Here is a 20337-nt window from a genome sequence, read left to right on the forward strand (position 1 = left end):
GATGATACCGGCCTACCCCTTCCAGTACCCCAGCGCGGCCCGCCAGCGCAGGATGAAGTCGCGGTAGGCCGCGTTGGCCAGCGGCGCCGCGAGGCCGGGGCCCAGCGCCACCGGGCGCGCGCGGCTGCCCAGCAGCTGGCGCAGGGCGGCGCCGGTGGTCTCGCCCGTGGCGTCCTCGCGCAGCGCGTACAGGCGCGCGGCGGTGGCCATCACCGTCTGGCCGCGCCGCGAGAGCAGGTAGTCCAGCCACAGCCGGGCCGCATTCGGGTGCGCGGCGCGGCTGTTGATGAGCAGCACGCGCGAGGTGACCAGCGTGTAGTCCTCGGGAAAGACCACGCCGAGCGCGGGCCGCTCGCGCGCCTGGGCCACGGTGTAGGCGCCCAGCAGGTTCAGCCCCAAGCGCGCGCGGCCGTCGGCGATCTGGCGCACCATGGCGTCGGTGTTCAGCAGCAGGCGGGCGCGGCCCGCACCCAGGGCCTGGGCGGTGGCCCAGAAGGTGGCCTCGCTGGCGGCGGCGTCCTGCGCGGCGAGGAAATAGCCCACGCCGGATTTCTGGATGTCGTAGCTCACCGCGCCGCCCTGCGCGCCGGCGAGCCAGCGGGCCAGCGCGGCGTGGCTGCGCGGCACCTCGCCTTCGGGCAGCGAGGGCTTGTGGTGCGCGAACACCACGGGCTCGTAGGTGGTGGCCCACAGGCGGTCCTGCCACTGTGCCCAGGCGGGCAGGTGCGCCTGCTCGGGCGAGGCGTAGGCCAGCGCATGGCCGGCGGTGGCGAGCGCCACCATGTGGTCCATGGCCGAGCTCCAGAGCACGTCGGCGGCCTCGCGGCCGAGCTGGTTCTCGGCGATGAAGCGGTGGTACAGCTCGGTGCTGCCCAGGTCTTCGTAGGCGACGGCGATGCGCGGGTACAGCCGCCGGAAGTCCGCCACCAGCGGCGCGGCCACGCGCTCGTCGGTGGTGGAGTGGATGGACAGGCGCCCTTCGTCCTCCGCCGCGCGCACCGTGGTGGCGTAGGCGGCCGGATAGCCCTCGGGCGGGCGGGCGCGTGGAGCGTAGTCGAGCAGCTCGTCGGCCGGCTGCGCCAGCGCAGGCGCGGCCGCCAGGCCGCCCAGCTGGCACAGCGCGGCGCGGCGGGAGAGCGGGCGGTGCGTCATCACTCCCCCACCGGCACCAGCAGCAGCGGCTTGCGCGTGCGGCGCAGCACCTCCTGCGTGGCCGAGCCGAACAGCAGGCCGGCGAGCACGCCCTTGCCGCGCGAGGCCATCAGCACCAGGTCGGCCCCGCCGCGGTCGGCCGCGTCGAGGATGGCCTGGGGCACGTCGTCGCCCTCGTGCACGATCAACTCGGTCACGGGCTGGCGCGGCGCAGCGCCGCCGCGCGCGTCGTAGAAGCCGGCGACCTGCGCCTCGATGTGTGCCAGCGTGCGCACGGCGCGGCGGTCGTGGTACTGGTCCAGCGCCTGCTGGGGCACGTGCGAGTCGATGTCCACGAGCGAGCGCTCGCGCTCGTCGCTGATCACCGTGAGCACCTGCAGCCGGGCGCCCAGGCGGTCGGCCAGGCCAATGGCGTAGGCCAGCGCGGCCTCGCAGCCCTCGCCCAGGTCCGAGGCGTAGAGGATGGTGCGGATGTCGGGGTTCATGCTGCGCTCCCTACCAGTGGAATGACGCCCAGCACCAGCATGGCCGCCAGCATCACGAAGGCGGCTGAGAGCGCCCACAGCAGCGTGAAGCGCTGGTGGTCGCCGAACTCCACCTTGACCAGCCCGACCAGCAGGTAGGTCGAGGCCACGAGCGGGCTGAGCAGGTGCACCTGCTGGCCCACGAGCGAGGCGCGTGCGATCTCGGCCGCGCCAATGCCATAGACGGCCGCCGTCTTGGCCAGGATGGGCAGGATGCCGAAATAGAACGCGTCGTTGGAGATGAAGAAGGTGAACGGGATGCTCAGGACCGCCGTGACCACCGCCATGTAGGGGCCCATCCAGTCCGGCACCATGGCGATCACGCTGGTGGCGATGGCATCCACCATCTTGGTGCCCGAGAGAATGCCCACGAAGATGCCGGCCGCGAAGATCAGCGACACCACGGGCACGATGTTCACCGCGTGGGCCTCCAGCCGCTCCTTCTGCTGCTGCAGCTGGGGATAGTTGATCATCAGCGCGATGGCCGAGGCCACCATGAACAGCACCTGCAGCGGGAACACGTCCATCACCAGCAGCACCATCAGCGCCAGCGTGAGCAGCGCGTTGACCCACAGCAGCCGGGGCCGCGCGAGCGTGGGGTCGCCGCCCGTCACCTCGGCGATGGACTGGCTGCCGCCGCGCGTGCCGTCCAGGCGGATGGCGCCCAGGCGCCGCGCCTCGCGCCGCCCGAGGATGAAGGCCACGAAGGTGCACCACGCGCCGGTGACCACCATGGGCGCGATCATCGGCACGAAGACCTGGCCCATCTCCACGCCTAAAGCGCTCACGGCCCGCGCCGTCGGCCCGCCCCAGGGCAGGATGTTCATGAGCTGGCCGGCCATCATCACCACGCAGGCCAGCACCAGCCGGTTCATGCCCAGCCGCTGGTAGAGCGGCAGCATGGCGGCGCAGGTGATCATGTAGGTGGTGGAGCCGTCGCCGTCGAGCGAGACGCCCGCGGCCAGCATGAAGGTGCCCACCACGATCTTCGTCGGGCTGCCGCCCACCAGGCGCAGCACCAGCTTCACGACCGGGTCGAACAGGCCCGCGTCGATCATGATGCCGAAGTAGAGGATGGCGAACATCAGCATCACGCCCGTGGGCGCGAGCTTCTTGATGCCGTCGAGCATCATCGGCCCCAGCCCCATGCCGAAGCCGCCGATCAGGCCGAACACGATGGGCACCAGGATCAGCGCCACCATGGCCGACAGGCGCTTGGTCATGATCAGCGCCATGAAGACGACGATCATGGTGTAGGCGAGAGCGGTCGGCATCGTCGTTGTCTCCTTGGGGTAGCGCTTCGATGGTAGCGGATGCCGGCCGGAGCTCAGGCGAGAATGCCGTCCGTGCTGTCCGTCCTGCTCGTCACCTTCCCCTTCTTCGCCCTCGTGCTCTGCGGCTACATCGCCACGCGCGCGGGCGCGCTGCCCACGACGGCGATCGGCGGGCTCAACACCTTCGTGCTGTATTTCGCGCTGCCGTGCATGCTCTACCGCTTCGGGGCGGGCACGCCCATCGCGCAGCTGCTGGACCCGGCCGTGGCCGGCGTCTACCTGCTGTGCGCGCTGCTCGTGGTGGGCGCCACCATCGCGCTCACGCGGCGCGGGTCGATCGGCTGGAACGACGCGGCCTTCGGCGCGCTGGTCACCGCGTTTCCCAACACCGGCTTCATGGGCGTGCCGCTGCTCGTGGCGCTGATGGGCGAGCGCAGCGCGGGGCCGGTCATCCTGGTGCTGACCATCGACATGGTCATCACCAGCTCGCTGTGCATCGCCCTCTCGCGCCTGGACGGCGCGGGCGCGCACGGCGTGGCGGTGGCGCTGCGCAATGCGTTCAAGGGCATGGCGACCAATCCCATGCCCTGGTCCATCGTGCTGGGGGGAGTGGCCTCGGCGCTGCAGTGGCGCCTGCCCGGCCCCGTGGACCAGACGCTGGCCATGCTCGCGGGCGCGGCCTCGCCCGTGGCGCTGTTCACCATCGGCGCGGTGCTGGCGCGCTCGCAGATGAACCAGCACGAGCGCGTGCCGGCGCGCCTCTATGTGCCGCTGGCGCTGGCCAAGCTGGTGCTGCACCCGCTGCTGGTGTGGTGCGTGGGCCGCGCGGCCATGGCGCTGGGCGCGCCGCTGCCGCCCTTCGCGCTGACGGTGATGGTGCTGGTGGCAGCGCTGCCCAGCGCGAGCAACGTGGCGCTGCTGGTGGAGCGCTTCGGCGCGCACGGCGGGCGCGTGGCGCGGGTGATCCTGGTATCCACCGCGCTGGCGTTCCTCAGCTTCTCGGCGGCCGTGGTGCTATTGATCGAGTAGCTGCTCACGCATGCTGGACAAGCGCTGGAGGCTGTTTTGGCCTCAAATCGCCTGCGGGTCCACGTCCACCAGCCAGCGCGCCAGCCCCTTGTGCCGCGCACGCTCGGCGTGCAGCAGCGGCTGCCACGCGGCCAGGAAGCGCTGCAGGGCTGCGCGGCTGGGGGACTCCAGCAGCATCTGTGCGCGCTCGACGCCCGCCACGCGCTGCACGGCCAGGGGCACGGGCGGGAACAGGAACACGTCGTCCATGCCCGGCAGCGCGGCGGCGCTGGCCGCGTCGGCCGCGCCTTGCAGGAAGGCCTGCGCGGCCTCCTGCGTGCGGGCGTCGGCGCGCACCAGGGCCTGGTGGGCGAAGGGGGGCATGCCGGCCTCCTGCCGCTCGGCCAGCTGGCGGGCGGCGAAGGCCGGGTAGTCGTGGCGGCGCAGGGCGGCGTAGACGGCGTGGTCGGGGTGCCAGGTCTGCACCCACATCTCGGGCGGCTGGCCCTGGGCGGCCACGTAGCGCGCGTCGCGCCCGGCGCGGCCCGCCGCCTGCAGCAGCAGCGCGAACAGGCGCTCGGGCGCGCGGAAGTCGCTGGAGAACAGGGCCCCGTCGGGCTGCACGGCGGCCACCAGCGTGATGCGGCGGAAGTCGTGGCCCTTGGCGATCATCTGCGTGCCCACGAGCACGTCCACCTCGCCGGCGTGCACCTGGGCGAGCTGCTCCTCCAGCGCACCCTTGGCGCGGGTGGTGTCCGCGTCGATGCGGGCCACGCGCGCGGCGCGGCGCTCGGGCGTGATGACGTTGCGCAGCAGCGCGGCCAACTGCTCCTCGAGCTGCTCGGTGCCGCGGCCGACGGGGGCGATGTCCGGGTTGCCGCACGCGGGGCAGGCGCGCGGCACGCGCTGGGCGAAGCCGCAGTGGTGGCAGCGCAGCGTGCGGTCGCTCTTGTGGAACACCTGGTGGGCGCTGCAGTGGGGGCAGTCGCTCTTCCAGCCGCAGTCGTGGCAGTGCAGCACGGGCGCGAAGCCGCGGCGGTTGAGCAGCACCAGGCACTGCTCGCCGCGCTCCACGCGCTCGGTGATGGCGGCCACGAGCGGCGGCGCGAACACGGCGCCGCGCGGCTGCTGGGCCATGTCCACCAGGCGCAGGCGCGGCAGCTCGCCTGCTCCTATGCGGCTGGGCATGTGCAGGCGCTGGTAGCGGCCGACCTCGGGGCTGCTCGCGTGCCAGCTTTCCAGCGATGGCGTGGCGCTGCCCAGGATCACCTTTGCGCCCTGCTCGCGTCCGCGCCACACGGCCAGGTCGCGCGCGGAGTAGCGCGCGCCCTCCTGCTGCTTGTAGCTGGCGTCGTGCTCCTCGTCCACCACGATGAGCGCCAGGCCCGGCAGGCTGGCGAACACGGCCATGCGCGTGCCCAGCACGATGCGCGCCGCGCCGGTGTGCGCGGCCAGCCAGCTCTTGAGGCGCTGGGGGTTGGTCATGCCGCTGTGCAGGCTGACCACGGCGGCCTCGCCGTAGAGCGGCGCGAAGCGCTCGCGGAAGCGCGCCTCCAGCTGGGGGGTGAGGTTGATCTCCGGCACCATCACCAGCGCCTGGGCCTCGGGGGCGGTGGCCAGGGCCTGCTGCACGCAGTGCAGGTAGACCTCGGTCTTGCCGCTGCCCGTGCTGCCGTACAGCAGGAAGGGGCCGGGTTGTGAGTCAATTTGGCCGCAGGCGCTTGCCTGCTCTGCGGTAAGCGCTATGGTTTTTGCAGGTTCTTGCGCGTCTACGGGCGGGGCGGCGGGGCGGCGCAGGCGGCGCGCCATCTGCGCGGGCGTCAGGTCGCGCAGCTGCGGCGGCAGGGCGGCCAGCGCCACCTCGCCCAGGGCGCGCTGGTAGTAGCGCGCGGTGAAGGCCACCAGCCGGCGCCAGGCGGCCTGCAGGGGCTGCACGCCGTCCAGCACGCCCGCCACCGCGCGCGGCGCCGTGCCGGGCGGCAGGGCGGTGGCGTCAGCGGGCGCATCCCACGCCACGCCCAGCACCTCGCGCGTGCCCAGGGGCACGCGCACCAGCGTGCCGGGCGGCAGGGGCTGGGTGCTGGCATAGGTCAGCAGCCCGCCCACGGCGCTGTGCGCGGGTGTGTTGACGGCCACGTGCACCAGGCAGCCGGCAGCGGCGGGAGGGGCGGGTGGAGCGGAATCGGGCATCGGTCGGTCAGCGGCGGGTTCGCATGATTCCACAGTCTTGTCCCCAGAAAATGGCCGTTCTGTGGATAACTTTGTTGATAGCTGCCCTCCATGCCCCGCTACGTGCCGTGGATGCGTGCGCGGGTGCTAGCACATTCGCAGGGGTTGGCGCCAAAAAAAGCATATGAATCAATGATCTTTGCTGCACCGCAAGATGGCCGGCGCGCACCCCCGGGTGTCGCAGCGGGGCGGCCTCCGCTCGGCCAAGCATGTGTACAACTGGCCTGTCAAGCGCTGCGCATGGCTGGAAATATGCTAGGAGAAATGCCGAAAAAGAGACTTCGCATGCACAGCATCCGGCAAGTGTTTGATTTTGCAAGGAATTTGAGAGAAGTTCAGCTTTTCTGTGGATAACTTTGTTGATATCCCGGCTGGACCCGTCGCAAAGCCTTGTCACTGCGCGCTCTTCTTATCCTGCACACAAAAGCGGCATGGACAGGCCGCTTATATGAATCAACGGCTTGCGCGCCATCCGTGGGATTTTGCGGCCTGCGCGGCGGGTGCGCCGCCGCGCGCTGCGGCGCCGCGCGGCTAGCGCGGCAGTGTGCATAAGTCAAGCCGGCAGCGCGAGGCGCCAGCGTCTTTTTCAGCGTGCGCGCAGGCGGCGCGAATGGCTGTGCACCGTCTCCACCAGCGCGGCCACGTGCTCGGGCGGCGTGAATTGGCTGATGCCGTGGCCCAGGTTGAAGATGTGCGTGGGGCCCGTGGTGGCCGGGTCGGTGTGCGGCGTGCCGAAGCTGTCGAGCACGGCACGCGCCTGGGCCGCGATGGCTTCAGGCGGGGCGAACAGCGCGTTGGGGTCGATGTTGCCCTGCAGCGCATGGGTGGCGCCCACGATGGCGCGGGCCTTGCCCAGGTTGGCGGTCCAGTCCAGGCCCAGCACCTCGCAGCCGAGGTCCTGCATCTCGGGCAGCCAGATGCCGCCGCCCTTGGTGAAGACGATGCGCGGCACGTCCTGGCCGTCCACGCCCGTGCGCTTCAATGCGCTCAGCACGCGGCGGGTGTAGGCCAGGCTGAACTGCTGGAACGCGCCGTCGGCCAGCACGCCGCCCCAGGAGTCGAACACCATGACGGCCTGCGCGCCCGCGTCGATCTGCGCGTTGAGGTAGGCGGCCACGGCGTCGGCGTTCACCGCCAGGATGCGGTGCATCAGGTCCGGGCGGGCGTACATCAGGCTCTTGACCAGGCGGTAGTCGTCCGAGCCCTTGCCCTCGACCATGTAGCAGGCCAGCGTCCAGGGGCTGCCCGAGAAGCCGATCAGCGGCACGCGGCCGTTCAGCGCGCGGCGGATGCTGGTGACGGCGTCGAACACGTAGCGCAGCTTGTCCATGTCGGGCACGGCCAGCCGGTCGACTTCGGCTTCGCCCCGCACCACCTGGGCGAAGCGCGGCCCCTCGCCTTCGGCGAACGACAGGCCCAGGCCCATGGCGTCGGGCACGGTGAGGATGTCGGAAAACAGGATGGCCGCGTCGAGTGGAAAGCGCTCCAGGGGTTGCAGCGTGACCTCGGTGGCGTAGTCCACGTTGGTCGCCAGCCCCATAAAGCTGCCGGCCTTGGCGCGCGTGGCCTTGTACTCGGGCAGGTAGCGCCCGGCCTGGCGCATGAGCCACAGGGGCGTGTAGTCGGTGGCCTGGCGGCGGCAGGCGCGCAGGAAGGTGTCGTTCTGGAGGGGGGCGAAGCTCATGCGGGCGATTGTCGCAGGCCGTCCCGGCCGGAACCTGTTCAGCCCCGCCAGGCTGGGCCGCTTTCCATTGCCACGGGCTGGGCGCGGCCCAGCGCTTCCAGCGTTTGCAGCAGCGTGGGCAGGCCCTTCTTCCACGGCCCCCGGCCCTTGAAGCGTGCTTCGATGGCGGGCAGGGTCAGCGGCACGGGGCTGCTGGCCAGTGCATCGGCCACGGCGCGCACCTGCTCGGGCAGAGTGGCGGGCCAGGGAGATTGCTCTTGTTTCGATAGCGATTTTTTACAATCAAAATCAGCCTCTGGCGTTTGTCCATCAAGCGCTGGCAGCTCCTGATTTTGCGGCGAATTTTGCGGATTCTGGAACGCGGGCCGCAGCCAGCGCACTCGGCCCGGGGCCTCCTCGGCGGTGCGCTGGGCGTTGAGCTGGACAAGGTGGGCGAGGATGGCGCCGGTATCCGCCTGCGCGGGCAGGCCGTAGGCGGCGAGCACGGCGGCGTCCAGCTCGTCGTGCAGCTCGCGCAGCACGCCGGCCAGGCCCTGGGCGTGGATGGCTTTCTCCTTGGCGCTGAGGGTGCGGCCTTCGCGCAGGGCGGCAAGGACGTTGTAGAGGCCGGTGAGGGTCAGGCCGTCCTGGGTGAGCACGCGCTTGCGGTGGGCGTCGATCTGTTCGGCCAGTTGGGCGATGCGGGCGCGGTGCGGGGTGTCTTCGGCGGGGAAGGGGAAGGTCTCGAAGCAGCGGGAGTTGTTGTAGCGCGGACGGTCTTCGAGTGTTCCACCCTGCACGGCAGCCCATTGAAGATGCACGATGCTGGAAAGCACGCCCAGATGAAATGCGTCGCTGGTTGCGAAGGCGATCAGTCCCTGATCTGGTAGCACGCCTTCGGGCAAGAACTGGAAGGTCCGGTGCTTGGCGGTCATGGGCGTGGCGATGAATCGGGGCAGCCCATGAAGCGCTTGGCGCATGTCTGGCCGAGGCTCCGCAAACAGCCACCATTTTTCGCGGTAGGACGCTCGTTGAGATTGGTCGCGTTCAGGCTTTACACCCTCCAGCACGCGCTGGTATGCAGCGGGGAATTGAGTACGCGCGGACTCCTGGGTTTGGCCGAAAAAATCAATGGCATAGACCCCGCGTGGGCTGTCCGTGAGGTCACGCCCATTGCGCAGTGGCTTCAGGGCAGCAGGTTCGGTGCCGATCAGCGGGTCATCAGGTGCAACCCAGAAGCCTGAACCCATTAGCGTCACGCCACGGAAAGTCAGGCGTTCGTTGGACTGAAGTGGTTTCGCTCCTGCCACATCCGCCCCCACGCGCAAATCCGCATGGATAAGCCCTTGCTGCTCATCCAGCGCCACGGTCATCTCGCCAAACTCGCCCGCCTGCTCCGCCGTCACGGTCTGCAAGCGGCCTTCGCCGCTGCCCGCCGCCAGCACCGTCATCGCAATCCGCACGGCGGCACCGTTGGCCGCATCCACCCAGGGGTGGTCGGGCACGGCCATGTGCAGGTGCGTGCCTGCATCCAGCGCGGCCTGCACCACGCGGCGGTTGAAGGTCTGGCGCAGGCTGTTGGTGGTGATGAGGCCCATGCGCTGCACTGCTCCGGCGGCCACCTGCTGCGCCGCGTGGTGCCACCAGAACATGACGAAGTCGGCGCTTTCGGGCACGTCGGGCCATGCGCCGCGCAGGGCTTGCACGTAGCCGTCGCCCAGGGCGGCGCGCATGCTGGCCGCGCCAATGAACGGCGGGTTCCCCACGATGAAATCCGCCTGCGGCCACCCGGCCTTGCGCGCTCCCAGGTAGCGCCATTGCGGCACCTGCGCGGCTTCGTCGGGCACGGGCTCGCCGGTCACCGGGTGTGTCTTGAACGTGCTGCCGTCCCAGCGGCTCTGCAGCCGGCCTGCGCCGTCGTAGGCCACTTCCTGCGCGTCCCAGGCCAGCACGGCGTCGCGGCATTCGATGTTGCCGTAGTTGTGGACGACCGGCTCGGCCACGCTGGCGCGGCCCCGGCTGCGGATGTGCCATTGCAGGTAGCCGATCCACAGCACCAGCTCGGCCAGGGCAGCGGCGCGTTCGCTCAGTTCGATGCCGCGCAGTTGTTGCAGCGTCACCGTTTCGCCCTCGAAGCCCAGTTGGTCCTGCGTGTGGCCCAGCGCTTCCAGCTGGTTGACGACTTCGCCCTCCAGGCGCTTCAAGTGCTCCAGCGTCACGTAGAGGAAGTTGGCGCTGCCGCAGGCCGGGTCGAGCACGCGGGTGGCGCAGAGCTGGTGCAGGAATTTCTGCACTTCGGCGCGGGCCTCGGCCAGTTTGGCATCGCGTGCCTTGTCTTCCAGTGCGGCAGCTTCGTGTGCCAGCACGAGCGCTGAAGCCTGGGCGTCGGACCAGGCTGCGCGCAGGGGCTCGATCACCGTGGGCAGCACCAGCCGCTCCACGTAGGCGCGGGGCGTGTAGTGCGCGCCCAGGGCGTGGCGCTCGGCGGGGTCCAGGGCGCGCTCCAGCAGGGTGCCGAAGATGGCGGGCTCCACCTCGCGCCAGTTGGCGCGGGCGGCTTCGATGAGCAGGTCGATCTGCTCGGGGGTGAGCAGCAGGCTGTAGCCGTCTTCGGCCGCGCCCTTGAACAGCTTGCCGTTGAAGTGCAGCACGTCTTGCGCCAGCGCTGGGCTGAAGCCGCCCCGGTCCATGTCGGCCCACAGCGTGCGCAGCATCTGCCGCAGTGTGGCGGGGTTGTTGCGGTGGGTTTGCAGCAGGCCGAGGAAGGCGCCCTTGGGCAGCAGTTCCACGTCTTCCGCGAACATGCTGAACAGGCAGCGGGTGAGGAAATTTGCTACTATTTCAGGAGCTTCTTGCGCTTGCTGGTATTGCGTTTGCGCCGTATTTGATGTATAATTTCCCGTCCCGTCCCGTCCCGTCTTGGCGGCAGGCGATTCGAGCGATTTCGCCAGCCGTGCCAGCAGCGCGGCCACCTCGCGCGTGACCTGGGCGCTGATCCTGGCGGGGTCGAGCGATTCGGGCTCCTCCCAGATGCGGCGCAGCCGCTCGCGCACTTCGGGCTTGGCCAGATCCGCCAGCGGCAGGCGGTGGCTGCGCGGGTCGGGGTAGGGGGTGTAGGTGCCGCCGCTCTGGCTGAATTCGGCATACACCTCGATGACGGTGCCCACGTCCACCACCAGCACGAAGGGCGGGCGGCCTTCCGATGCGGGCAGGGCGCGGGCGTAGTTCTCGCCCTGGCTGCGGGCGCGCAGCAGGCCGTCGTCGAAGCTGCGGGCCGTGGCGGCGGCCTTGAGTTTCTTGGCCTCCAGCACGAAGCGGCCGCGCCGGTAGCAGTCGATGCGCCCGCTGCTGGTGCTGCCGTCGCCGTGGGTGAAGGTGATGGGGCGCTCGAACATGTAGTCCTGCGCGGGCGTGGCGTGGGGCTTGTCCACGCCTAGCAGGGTGCACAGGTCGATGACGAAGCTCTGCGCAGTGGCCAGTTCGCTGGCGGCAGTGCCGCTCCAGCGGGCGATGAAGTCGTGGGCGGCGGCGTCCGTCATGCCGCCCGCCCCAGCGCCTGGTCGATGTCCCACAGGATGTCGTCCACATCCTCGATGCCCACCGACAGCCGCACCATGTCCGCGCCCACGCCCGCGCGGGCCAGCTCCTCCTCGCTGAGCTGCCGGTGTGTGGTCGATGCGGGGTGGATCACCAGCGTCTTCGCATCGCCGATGTTGGCCAGGTGGCTCAGGAACTCGCAGGCGTCGATGAACTTCTCGCCCGCCGCGGCACCGCCTTTCACGCCGAAGGTCAGGATGCCGGAGGCGCCGGGGCTGCCATCCACCGCGCGGAACTGTTTGCGCGCCAGTTCGTGATACGGCGAATCGGGCAGGCCGGGGTAGTTGACCCAGGCCACCTGCGGGTGCTGCTGCAGGAACTTCGCGACCGCCAGCGTGTTGCGGCAGTGCTCGCGCATGCGCAGGTGCAGTGTCTCGGCGCCTTGCAGCAGTTGCCACGCATTCATGGGGGAGAGCACGCCGCCGAAGGTGCGGTTGACCTCCATGCGCGCCTTCATGGTGTAGCCGAAGTCGCCGAAGGTCTCGTAGAACTTCACGCCGTGGTAGGCGCGGCTGGGTTCGACCATCTCGGGGAATTTGCCGTTGTCCCACGGGAACTTGCCGCCTTCCACCACCACGCCGCCCATCGTGGTGCCGTGGCCGCCGATGTACTTGGTGGCGCTGTGCACCACGATGTCGGCGCCGAGCGCGAGCGGGTTGCAGAGGTAGGGGCTGGCGACGGTGTTGTCGATGACCAGCGGCACGCCGTGGGCACGGGCCACCTCGGAGATGGAGCCGATGTCGAGCACGTTGACCAGCGGGTTGCCGATGGTCTCGCCGTACACGGCGCGCGTGTTCGGGCGCATGGCGCGCGCGAAGTTCTCGGGGTCGGCGGGATCGACGAAGGTGGTCTCGATCCCCAGGCGCGAAAAGCCCACGCCGAGCTGCCCCACCGTGCCGCCGTAGAGCGTGCTGGCCGCCACGATGTGGTCGCCGGCCTTCAGGATGGCGAGCAGCGCCGCCATCTGCGCGGCCATGCCGCTCGCACAGGCCAGGGCCGCACGGCCGCCTTCGAGGCTGGCGATGCGCTCCTCCAGCACGGCCACCGTGGGGTTGCTGATGCGGCTGTAGACGTTGCCGAAGGTCTGCAGGTTGAACAGGCTGCTCGCGTGCTCGGCGTCGTCGAAGACGAAGCTCGTCGTCTGGTGGATGGGCGTGGCGCGCGCGCCGGTCACGGGGTCGGGCTGGGCGCCGGCATGGATGGCGCGGGTGCCGAAGCCGAAGGCGCGGTCGGCGCCGGAGGGGGTGTCGTCTCGCATGGTGTTCTTTGAGTGAAATATGCCTCTAGCGCTTGCCATTCAAGCGCAAGCAGCTATCAATAAGGGAGCTGGCGCAGGCGCTTGGCCGAGATCACCTGGGTGTTCACGCCCATCCAGCCCAGGCCGCCGAAGAGGCGCGCATGCTCGATCTTCACGCAGCGGTTCTGCACGGTGCGCAGGCCCGCGCTTTCCGCGCGCCGCACGGCTTCCTCGTTGAGCACGCCGAGCTGCAGCCACAGGCATTGCGCGCCGATGGCGATGGCCTCTTCGGCCAAGGGCGGGATGTCCTCGCTCTTGCGGAAGCAGTCCACCATGTCGATCTTCGCGCCCTGCGCGGCCAGGGCGGCGGCGGCCTCCGCCACGCCGGCGTAGGCGGTCTCGCCGAGGATCTGCCCGCCCTCGCGCGCGACCACGGGGTTCACCGGAACGATGCGGTAGCCGTGCGCCTGCATGTACTTGGCCGCGAAGTAGCTGGGCCGGTGCCATTGCGGCGACAGGCCGACCACGGCCAGGGTGCGGCAGCGCGTGAGGAGGTCGCGCAGGGTGCTGATGGTGTCGGGAGTGCGGCTCATGTCCCGGAGTGTAGGTGCGCCTCGCCGGGGTGGCTGCCTCATAATAGGAATCATTCCCAATACCATCGTTCCTGCGTTCGCCGCCCCTGCCGGCGAATCACCTCCGCCCATGCCTGCCGTCCAGAGCGTTCACGACCGCGCGATTGCCCACCTGTACACCGCCCACCACGGCTGGCTGCTGGGCTGGCTGCGCCGCAGGATCGGCAATGGCTGGGATGCGGCCGACCTCGCGCAGGACACCTTCGTGCGCCTGCTGGCCGCCCCCGACGCCACGCCCGAGAAGCAGCGCGGCTGGCAGCTCGACGAGCCCCGCGCCTATCTCGCGCTGGTCGCCAAGCGCCTGCTGGTCAACCTGCACCGCCGCCGCGCGCTGGAGCAGGCCTATCTGGAAACGCTGGCCCGGCTGCCCGAGTCGCTCGCCCCCTCGCCCGAACAGCGCGCGTTGCTGCTGGAGGCACTGCAGCAGATCGACGCCGCGCTCGACGGCCTGCCCGCGCCCGTGCGCACCGCCTTCCTGCTGGCCCAGCTCGAAGGGCTGGGCCACGCCGCGATCGCCGCGCGCCTGGGCCGCAGCGAGCGCACCGTCAAGCGCTACATGGTCCAGGCCATGGCCTGCTGCATCGTGCACCTGCCATGAGCGGCGTGGTGGACGAAGCCGTCGCGCTGCAGGCGGCCGAATGGTTCTTCCTGCTGCAGTCGGGCGGGGCCACCGAGGCCGACCGCCAGCGCTGGACGCACTGGCGCGAGGCGCACCCCAGCCACGCGCTCGCCTGGGAGCGTGCCCAGCGCGTGGGCCAGGCCTTCGCGCAGCTGCCGCCGGCCGTGGCCCTGTCCGTGCTGGGGCGCGAGCGGCGCCGCGCCGCCGTGCGGGCGCTGGCGCTGCTGCTGGTGGCCGCGCCCGCCGGCTGGCTGGCCTGGCGCCACGCGCCTGCGGCCGGCCACCGCACCGCCACGGGCGAGGGCCGGACGTTGGCGCTGGCCGACGGCAGCCGCCTGCAACTGGACACGGCCAGCGCCGTGGACATCGAATTCGATAGCGCCCAGCGCTTGATTCGCCTGCGCTCGGGGGCGATTCACATACAAACCGCCCCCGACACGCAGGCGCCGCCGCGCCCCCTGCGCGTGGCCACCGCCCAGGGCGTGCTGCAGGCCCTGGGCACGCGCTTCACCGTGCGGCAGCAGGACGGCCACACGCGCGTGGCGGTGTTCGAGGGCGCGGTTCAGGCGCAGCCCGCCGCCCCCGGGGCCGCCGCGCTGGTGCTGCGCGCAGGCCAGCAGGCGCGCATGGCGCGCGAGCGGGCGGGGCCGCCGCAGCCCGTGGAGCCCCAGGCCGACAGCTGGACGCGCGGCGTGCTCCACGTGCGCGACATGCGCCTGGCGGAATTCACCGCCGAGCTCGACCGCTACCGCCCGGGCGTGCTGCGCTGCGACCCGGCCGTGGCCGGCCTGCGCATCTCCGGCGTGTTCCAGCTGCGCGACACCACGGCGGTGATCGAAAGCCTGCCGCAGCTGCTGCCCGTGGCCGTGGCCTACCGCACGCGCTACTGGGTGGTGGTGACCGCGCCCGGCCCCTGAAATTTCCTCGCGCCGCCGTGTCCCTTTTCCGCGGCTGGCGTGTGAAACCTGAAGAAACGTCGCTCAACCCTCTTCAGGAGAATTCCCATGGCCCGCTGCCATTCCCTCATCCGCCCAGCGGCCCGCGCTGCCTTGCTGGCCCTGGCCTGCGCCGCCACGGGCGCGCCGGCCCAGCCCGCCGAGGGCGCGCCCCAGCCGGCCCAGGCCGCGCAGGAATACCGCATCGCCCCCGGCGCGCTGGATGATGCGCTGGCGCGCTTCGCCACCCAGGCGGGCATCAGCCTGGACATGCCCCAGCCCCTGGTACGGGGCCGCAGCAGCCCGGGGCTGCAGGGGCGCTTCAGCGTGCGCGAAGGACTGGCGCGGCTGCTGGCCGGCACCGGCCTGGAGGCCGTGGTGCGCGGCCCTGGCGTGTACCAGCTGCGGGCCGTTCCCGAAGTGCATTCCGCCGCGCCTGCCACGCTGGATGCCGTGCGGGTGACCGCCCAGGCCGAACGCGGCGACACGACCGAAGGCACGGGCAGCTACACCACGCGCAGCATGGGTACCGCCACGGGCCTGAACCTGTCCATGCGCGAAACGCCGCAGTCGGTGACGGTGGTGACGCGCCAGCAGATGGACGACCAGGGGCTTGGCAACGTGGCCCAGGTGCTGGAGCGCACGACGGGCATCACCACCAGCGCCAGCGAGACCGACCGCGTGGTCTTCCGCGCCCGCGGCTTCGACATCAGCAAGATCCAGTACGACGGCATTCCCCTCGTGGAGGACAACCGGTACGACACGGACTTCGTCTCCGACACCGCCATCTACGACCGCGTGGAAATCGTCCGCGGAGCGACGGGCCTGCTGTCCGGCACGGGGCAGCCTTCGGCCGCCATCAACCTGGTGCGCAAGAAACCCACGGCCGAATTCCAGGGGCATGTCCAGCTGAGCGCCGGCAGCTGGGATGCGTACCGCACGGAGCTGGACCTCTCGGGCCCGCTGGCGGCCGACGGCCGCATCCGGGGGCGCATGGTGGCCTCATACCTCGACCGCAAGTCCTACCTGGAAAGCCACAGCAAGGACATCTCCGGGCTGTACGGCGTGCTGGAGGCGGACCTGGCCCCCGGCATGCTGCTGACCGCCGGCATCGACTACCAGAACCGGCATGCCGGCGGCACCACGTTCGGCTCCACCGTGCCGCTGTTCTATTCGGACGGCAGCCCCGCGCGGTTTCCCCGCTCCACCAGTTCCAGCCCGCCGTGGACCTACGCCGATGTGCGGCGCGTGGTGGGTTTCGCCACGCTGGAGCAGCGGTTCGGGAACGGATGGCAGGCCAAGCTGCACCTCGCGCACCGGGATACGCGCGGCAGCGTGCGCGTGATGGGGCTCGACGGCTATCCGGACCGCGCCACGGGCGAAGGCGTGTCGCCCTGGTTCAACAGCTACGACACGCAAGGCCGCCAGCGGGCCGTGAGCGTGCATGCCAGCGGCCCGTTCTCCCTGCTGGGCCGCACCCATGAGCTGATCCTGGGCTATGCGCGCAGCAGCCAGCCCTATGTGGCGAGCTACCACACGCTGCTGCGCTCCAGCGTATTGGCGAGCTACAACGACCGCCAGAGCTACCCCGCGCCGGAGTACGGCACGGCTTACAGCCACTTCAACCGCGAGCAGCGCAAGGAAGATGCCCTCTATGCCGCCACCCGCTGGCACCTGGCCGAGCCGCTCAAGCTGATCGCCGGGGCCCGCCTCACGCATGCCGACTATGCGCAGGACTGGCGCGGCACGGTCACCACCGCCTCGTACCGCAACGAGCTGACGCCCTACGCGGGCATCGTCTACGAGGTCTCGCGCAACGTCTCCGCCTATGCCAGCTACACCGACATCTTCCAGACGCAAACGCTGCGGGACCGGCACAACGCGCTGCTGAAGCCCCTCGTCGGCACGAACGTCGAGGCGGGCCTGAAGGGCGAGCTGTATGGCGGGCGGCTGAACGTCTCCGCCGCCGTCTTCAAGGTGAAACAGGACAACCTGGCCGAACTGGACGAGATCATCGAGGGCGAGTACCGCTACAAGACGGTGGACGGCGCCACGACGCGCGGCTACGAGCTGGAGGTTTCGGGCGAGCCCCTGCGCGGGTGGGAGCTGTCCGCCGGGTTCACGCGGCGCATCTCCAAGGACCGCATGGGCGTGCGCGTGCAGACCACCGAGCCGTCGAGCCTGCTGCGCCTGACCAGCGCCCATCGGCTGCCGGGCGCCCTGCACCGGGTCACGCTGGGCGGGCACCTGAGCTGGCAGAGCCGGATCTACGCCACGGGCCGCAACGGCAGCCCGACCGGGGCGGACGTGGAGCAGAGCGGTCATGCCCTGGTCCATCTCTTCGGGATCTACCAGGCCACGCCCAGGCTGGACTTCCAGCTCAACGTCAACAACCTGTTCGACAAGACGTATTACGCCGCCGTGGGCGGGTCCGGCCGCTACGGCGACCCGCGCAGCGTCACCGTGCGCATGAAGTACCGTTTTTAGGACGGCTTGTACTTGATCGTGCAGCCGTAGGCCTGCGTGGTGGCCGCCGCGATGGGCTTGCCCCCCGCCACGTCGGCCAGCGCCGCCTTCACGTAGTTGGTGGCCTTCTCGATGTCGGCCACGCGCGCCGAGGGGATGCTGTCGATGCCGCCCGCATACACCAGCACGCCCTGCGGGTTGACGATGTACATGTGCGGCGTGGTGCGCGCGCCGTAGGCGTGGCCTGCCGAGCCGTCCTCGTCCATCAGCACGGCCGTGGGCTGGGCCTTGCGCTCGCCGAGCCAGGCGGCGAGCTGGGGCGGCGCCAAGTAGTCGCCGCTGGCCTTTTCGGTGGAGTTGATGGCGAGCCACACCCAGCCCTGCTCGCGCGCGGCCTTCTGCGTGGCGGGCATGTTGCCGCTGTCGTAGTGCTTGCGCACGAAGGGGCAGCCGGGGTTGGTCCACTCCAGCACCACGTACTTGCCCTTGAAATCCGACAGGCGCACCGTCTTGCCCGCCGTGTCCTGCAGCGTGAAGGCGGGCGCGGGCTGGCCCACGGCGGCGGTCTGGGCCGATGCGCCGGTGGCGAAGGCCAGCAGGGCGGCGGTGGCGATCAGGCTGCGGCGGCAAAGCGTTGGCATGGCGTTTCTCCTGTCAGAGGTTGGCGATGGCCGCGCGCAGCTCGCGCGCGCCGAGGATTTCGCTGAACACCACGGGCGCCCGGCCCGGTGCGTGCAGCACGTACACCGGCACGCCGCTGCGGCCGAGCTGCGCCAGCGCGGCGGTGATGGCCGGGTCGCGCCGCGTCCAGTCGGCGCGCAGCAGCGCCACGTTCTTCGCGGCGAAGTCGCGCAGCACGTCGGTGTCGGCCAGCGTGGTCTGCTTGTTGTACTGGCAGGTGACGCACCACGCGGCGGTGTAGTCCACGAACACCGGCTGGCCCTGGGCCAGCAACTGACCGGGCAGGTCCGGCTGCCAGGGCTGCCATGCTCCTGATGCGATAGCTGGTTGCGCTTGTTCCGCCTGGATTTCAGTGATCTTTGGGCCCCAGGTCCAGACCAACCAAGCGCAAGCAGCTATCGAAAGCGGAGCAAGCACTGCCCGCCCGCGCCCGCGCAGCGTGAGCGCCCAGACCGCCATGGACAGCACCACCAGCAGCGCCAGCAGCACCGCCGCGCCGTCGATGCCGCTTTGCTGGCCCAGCACCCACACCAGCCAGACCACGGTGGCGAACATGGGGAAGGCCATGGCGCGGCGCAGTGTCTCCATCCACGCGCCGGGGCGGGGCAGGGCGCGCGCGAAGCCGGGCAGCCAGCTCGCCAGCAGGTACGGCAGCGCCAGCCCCAGGCCCAGCGCTGCGAAGATGGAGAGCGCCTGCGCCCCCGGCAGCGTGGCCGTGAGCCCGAGCGAGGCGCCCATGAACGGCGCCGTGCAGGGCGAGGCCACGGCCACGGCCAGCACGCCGGTCAGGAAGGCGTCGGCCACCGGGTGGCGCGCCTGCAGGCTGGCGAGCGACGACGGCAGCATGCGCCCGAACTCGAACACGCCGCCCAGGTTGAGCCCGATCACCGTGAACAGCGCGGCCAGCCCCGCCACCACGGCGGGCGACTGCAGCTGGAAGCCCCAGCCCACGGCCTCGCCCGCCGCGCGCAGCGCGAGCATGCCCGCGCCCAGCAGCAGGAACGACAGCACCACGCCCACCGTATAGGCCAGCCCGCCGATGCGGTGCGCGCGGCGGTCCTGCGCGTGGCGCGCGAAACCCACCACCTTGATCGCCAGCACCGGGAACACGCAGGGCATCAGGTTGAGCAGCAGCCCGCCCAGCAGCGCGCCGCCCAGCGCCGCCAGCCACAGGCCCACGGGCACCGGGGCGGGGGCTGGCGCACCAGCGGCATCGGCCGCATTCGCGCGCAGCGCCGCCTCCAGCGCGGGCGAGACGGTGGCCGGAGCCGCCACCTGCGGCCAGCCGCTGGCCACCGGCAGCGCCACCCGCCAGCCCTGGCCGCCGTGGGCCAGCACCACCGGCATCGGGTCGGGGCTGGCGCTGCGCTGGGGCGACAGCGGCAGGCGCGCCACCCAGGTATCGCCCTGCCACTGCTGCACCACGTCGGCGGCGGTTTCCACGACGCCCGTGGTCTCGGCGAACACCTCCAGCGTCTGCCCGTGCAGCGCGGGCGGCAGGCCCGCCACCTTCACCGCGAGGGCGTTGCCCTCCACGTGCGCGCTGCTGCCCTCATCCGTGGCCGGCGCGGCCAGCGGCCGGGGATGGGCCTGCTCGGCTGCTGCGAACGCCGCCGCGTGCAGCGCCGTCGTGCCCTGGATGGGCAGCTGCAGCGTGAACGTGCCTTCCTCCGGAATGCATTCCTTGCGGCACACCAGCCACGAGGCCTGCAACTGCACCGTCACCTCCTTGGCCAGCGGCCCGGCCTGGAAGGCGGGCGACACGGTGACCGGCACGGGCAGCAGCACCGTGCCCTCGTAGCCGTAGTTGGCCAGGTTGCCGATGGGAATCTTGCGCGGCACGGGCCAGGCCACCTCGCCCGCATCCATGCCGGGCGGCAGCGTCCATTCGAGCTGCGTGGGCAGGCCGGAGTCGCCAGGGTTCTTCCAGTAGGTGTGCCAGTCGGGCTGGTGCGTGATCGACAGGCCCAGCCACAGCGGCTTGCCCGGCCCCACGCCATCGGGCGCCTGCGCGACCAGCTCGGCCTGCACGTGCGGCGTGGCCACCGTGCTGCTGCCTGGGGTGACCGAGGTTTTGAGATGAAATTGGGCTGCAGCGCCTGTGGATAAAGCGCTGGCTGCTATGAAAAATAAAGCGTGCAGCAGGCGCTGCGGCAGGCGGTGGGGCATGGCAGGGGTGGGAGCAGCAGGGCGATGGTTTGGTTCCTGCAAGGCCTATCGACTTCGGGAACTGGCCAATGGTAGGGGAGGCGAGGGAGTGTGACGGATTGTGAATAATTGTGAGTTCGGTTTAAATCACCCTCTTTCTTTTTGACGCCCT

Annotated in this window: 14 protein-coding genes; 4 read left to right on the forward strand and 10 right to left on the reverse strand. The window is 70.7% G+C overall.

Annotation, left to right across the window (positions count from 1 at the left end; translation table 11 throughout):
- Positions 1–12: 12 nt before the first annotated feature.
- The 3 genes from AVS7_RS20245 to AVS7_RS20255 are packed head-to-tail and all read right to left on the reverse strand — an operon-like array spanning position 13 to position 2950.
- A complete protein-coding gene (locus AVS7_RS20245; RefSeq protein ID WP_020229888.1) occupies positions 13–1152 on the reverse strand; it encodes an ABC transporter substrate-binding protein in 1140 nt (379 codons plus the stop codon).
- Positions 1152–1637 carry a universal stress protein gene (locus AVS7_RS20250; RefSeq protein WP_020229889.1) on the reverse strand — a complete coding sequence of 162 codons (486 nt, stop codon included), beginning with the start codon at positions 1635–1637 and terminating at the stop codon, positions 1152–1154. Before AVS7_RS20250 ends, AVS7_RS20245 begins: the two co-directional genes overlap by 1 nt.
- A complete protein-coding gene (locus AVS7_RS20255; RefSeq protein WP_020229890.1) occupies positions 1634–2950 on the reverse strand; it encodes a CitMHS family transporter in 1317 nt (438 codons plus the stop codon). The genes AVS7_RS20250 and AVS7_RS20255 overlap by 4 nt, the downstream gene beginning before the upstream one ends.
- Before the next feature lie 72 nt (positions 2951–3022).
- Between AVS7_RS20255 and AVS7_RS20260 the strand changes: the two genes are divergently transcribed.
- Positions 3023–3979 (forward strand): AEC family transporter, encoded by a 957-nt coding sequence (locus AVS7_RS20260; RefSeq protein ID WP_034691290.1) that lies wholly within the window; start codon positions 3023–3025, stop codon positions 3977–3979.
- A gap of 42 nt (positions 3980–4021) precedes the next feature.
- Here AVS7_RS20260 and priA read toward each other — a convergent pair whose 3' ends face one another.
- The 5 genes from priA to AVS7_RS20285 form a co-directional block, all read right to left on the reverse strand.
- Entirely contained in the window at positions 4022–6148 is a 2127-nt protein-coding gene (gene priA / locus AVS7_RS20265; protein ID WP_020229892.1) for a primosomal protein N', read from the reverse strand.
- 625 nt (positions 6149–6773) lie between these two features.
- On the reverse strand, positions 6774–7871 hold the full coding sequence (gene hemE, locus AVS7_RS20270) for a uroporphyrinogen decarboxylase (protein WP_020229894.1): 1098 nt from the start codon (positions 7869–7871) through the stop codon (positions 6774–6776).
- Positions 7872–7909: 38 nt separating this feature from the next.
- Positions 7910–11389, reverse strand: coding sequence for a DNA methyltransferase (locus AVS7_RS20275; RefSeq protein WP_020229895.1), 3480 nt, complete (start codon positions 11387–11389; stop codon positions 7910–7912).
- Positions 11386–12705 (reverse strand): O-acetylhomoserine aminocarboxypropyltransferase/cysteine synthase family protein, encoded by a 1320-nt coding sequence (locus AVS7_RS20280; protein ID WP_020229896.1) that lies wholly within the window; start codon positions 12703–12705, stop codon positions 11386–11388. Before AVS7_RS20280 ends, AVS7_RS20275 begins: the two co-directional genes overlap by 4 nt.
- A 56-nt stretch (positions 12706–12761) precedes the next feature.
- Entirely contained in the window at positions 12762–13277 is a 516-nt protein-coding gene (locus tag AVS7_RS20285; RefSeq protein WP_020229897.1) for a CoA-binding protein, read from the reverse strand.
- Between the two features lie 109 nt (positions 13278–13386).
- Between AVS7_RS20285 and AVS7_RS20290 the strand changes: the two genes are divergently transcribed.
- The 3 genes from AVS7_RS20290 to AVS7_RS20300 all read left to right on the forward strand — a co-directional run bounded on the left by AVS7_RS20290 (position 13387) and on the right by AVS7_RS20300 (position 17357).
- Positions 13387–13914: a sigma-70 family RNA polymerase sigma factor gene (locus tag AVS7_RS20290; protein ID WP_020229898.1), complete on the forward strand. Its 528-nt coding sequence runs from the start codon at positions 13387–13389 to the stop codon at positions 13912–13914.
- Positions 13911–14852 (forward strand): FecR domain-containing protein, encoded by a 942-nt coding sequence (locus AVS7_RS20295; RefSeq protein WP_020229899.1) that lies wholly within the window; start codon positions 13911–13913, stop codon positions 14850–14852. The genes AVS7_RS20290 and AVS7_RS20295 overlap by 4 nt, the downstream gene beginning before the upstream one ends.
- An 87-nt stretch (positions 14853–14939) precedes the next feature.
- The gene (locus tag AVS7_RS20300) at positions 14940–17357 is read left to right on the forward strand and encodes a TonB-dependent siderophore receptor (protein WP_020229900.1); all 2418 of its coding nucleotides are present in this window, start codon (positions 14940–14942) and stop codon (positions 17355–17357) included.
- On the opposite strand, the gene AVS7_RS20305 is transcribed toward AVS7_RS20300, so the two are convergent.
- Positions 17354–17977: a thioredoxin family protein gene (locus AVS7_RS20305; RefSeq protein WP_020229901.1), complete on the reverse strand. Its 624-nt coding sequence runs from the start codon at positions 17975–17977 to the stop codon at positions 17354–17356. The genes AVS7_RS20300 and AVS7_RS20305 overlap by 4 nt on opposite strands.
- Before the next feature lie 13 nt (positions 17978–17990).
- Positions 17991–20186 (reverse strand): protein-disulfide reductase DsbD, encoded by a 2196-nt coding sequence (locus AVS7_RS20310; protein ID WP_082176602.1) that lies wholly within the window; start codon positions 20184–20186, stop codon positions 17991–17993.
- Positions 20187–20337 lie beyond the last annotated feature (151 nt).

The organism is Acidovorax sp. MR-S7, assembly GCF_000400995.2.
Classification (GTDB): Bacteria; Pseudomonadota; Gammaproteobacteria; order Burkholderiales; family Burkholderiaceae_C; genus MR-S7.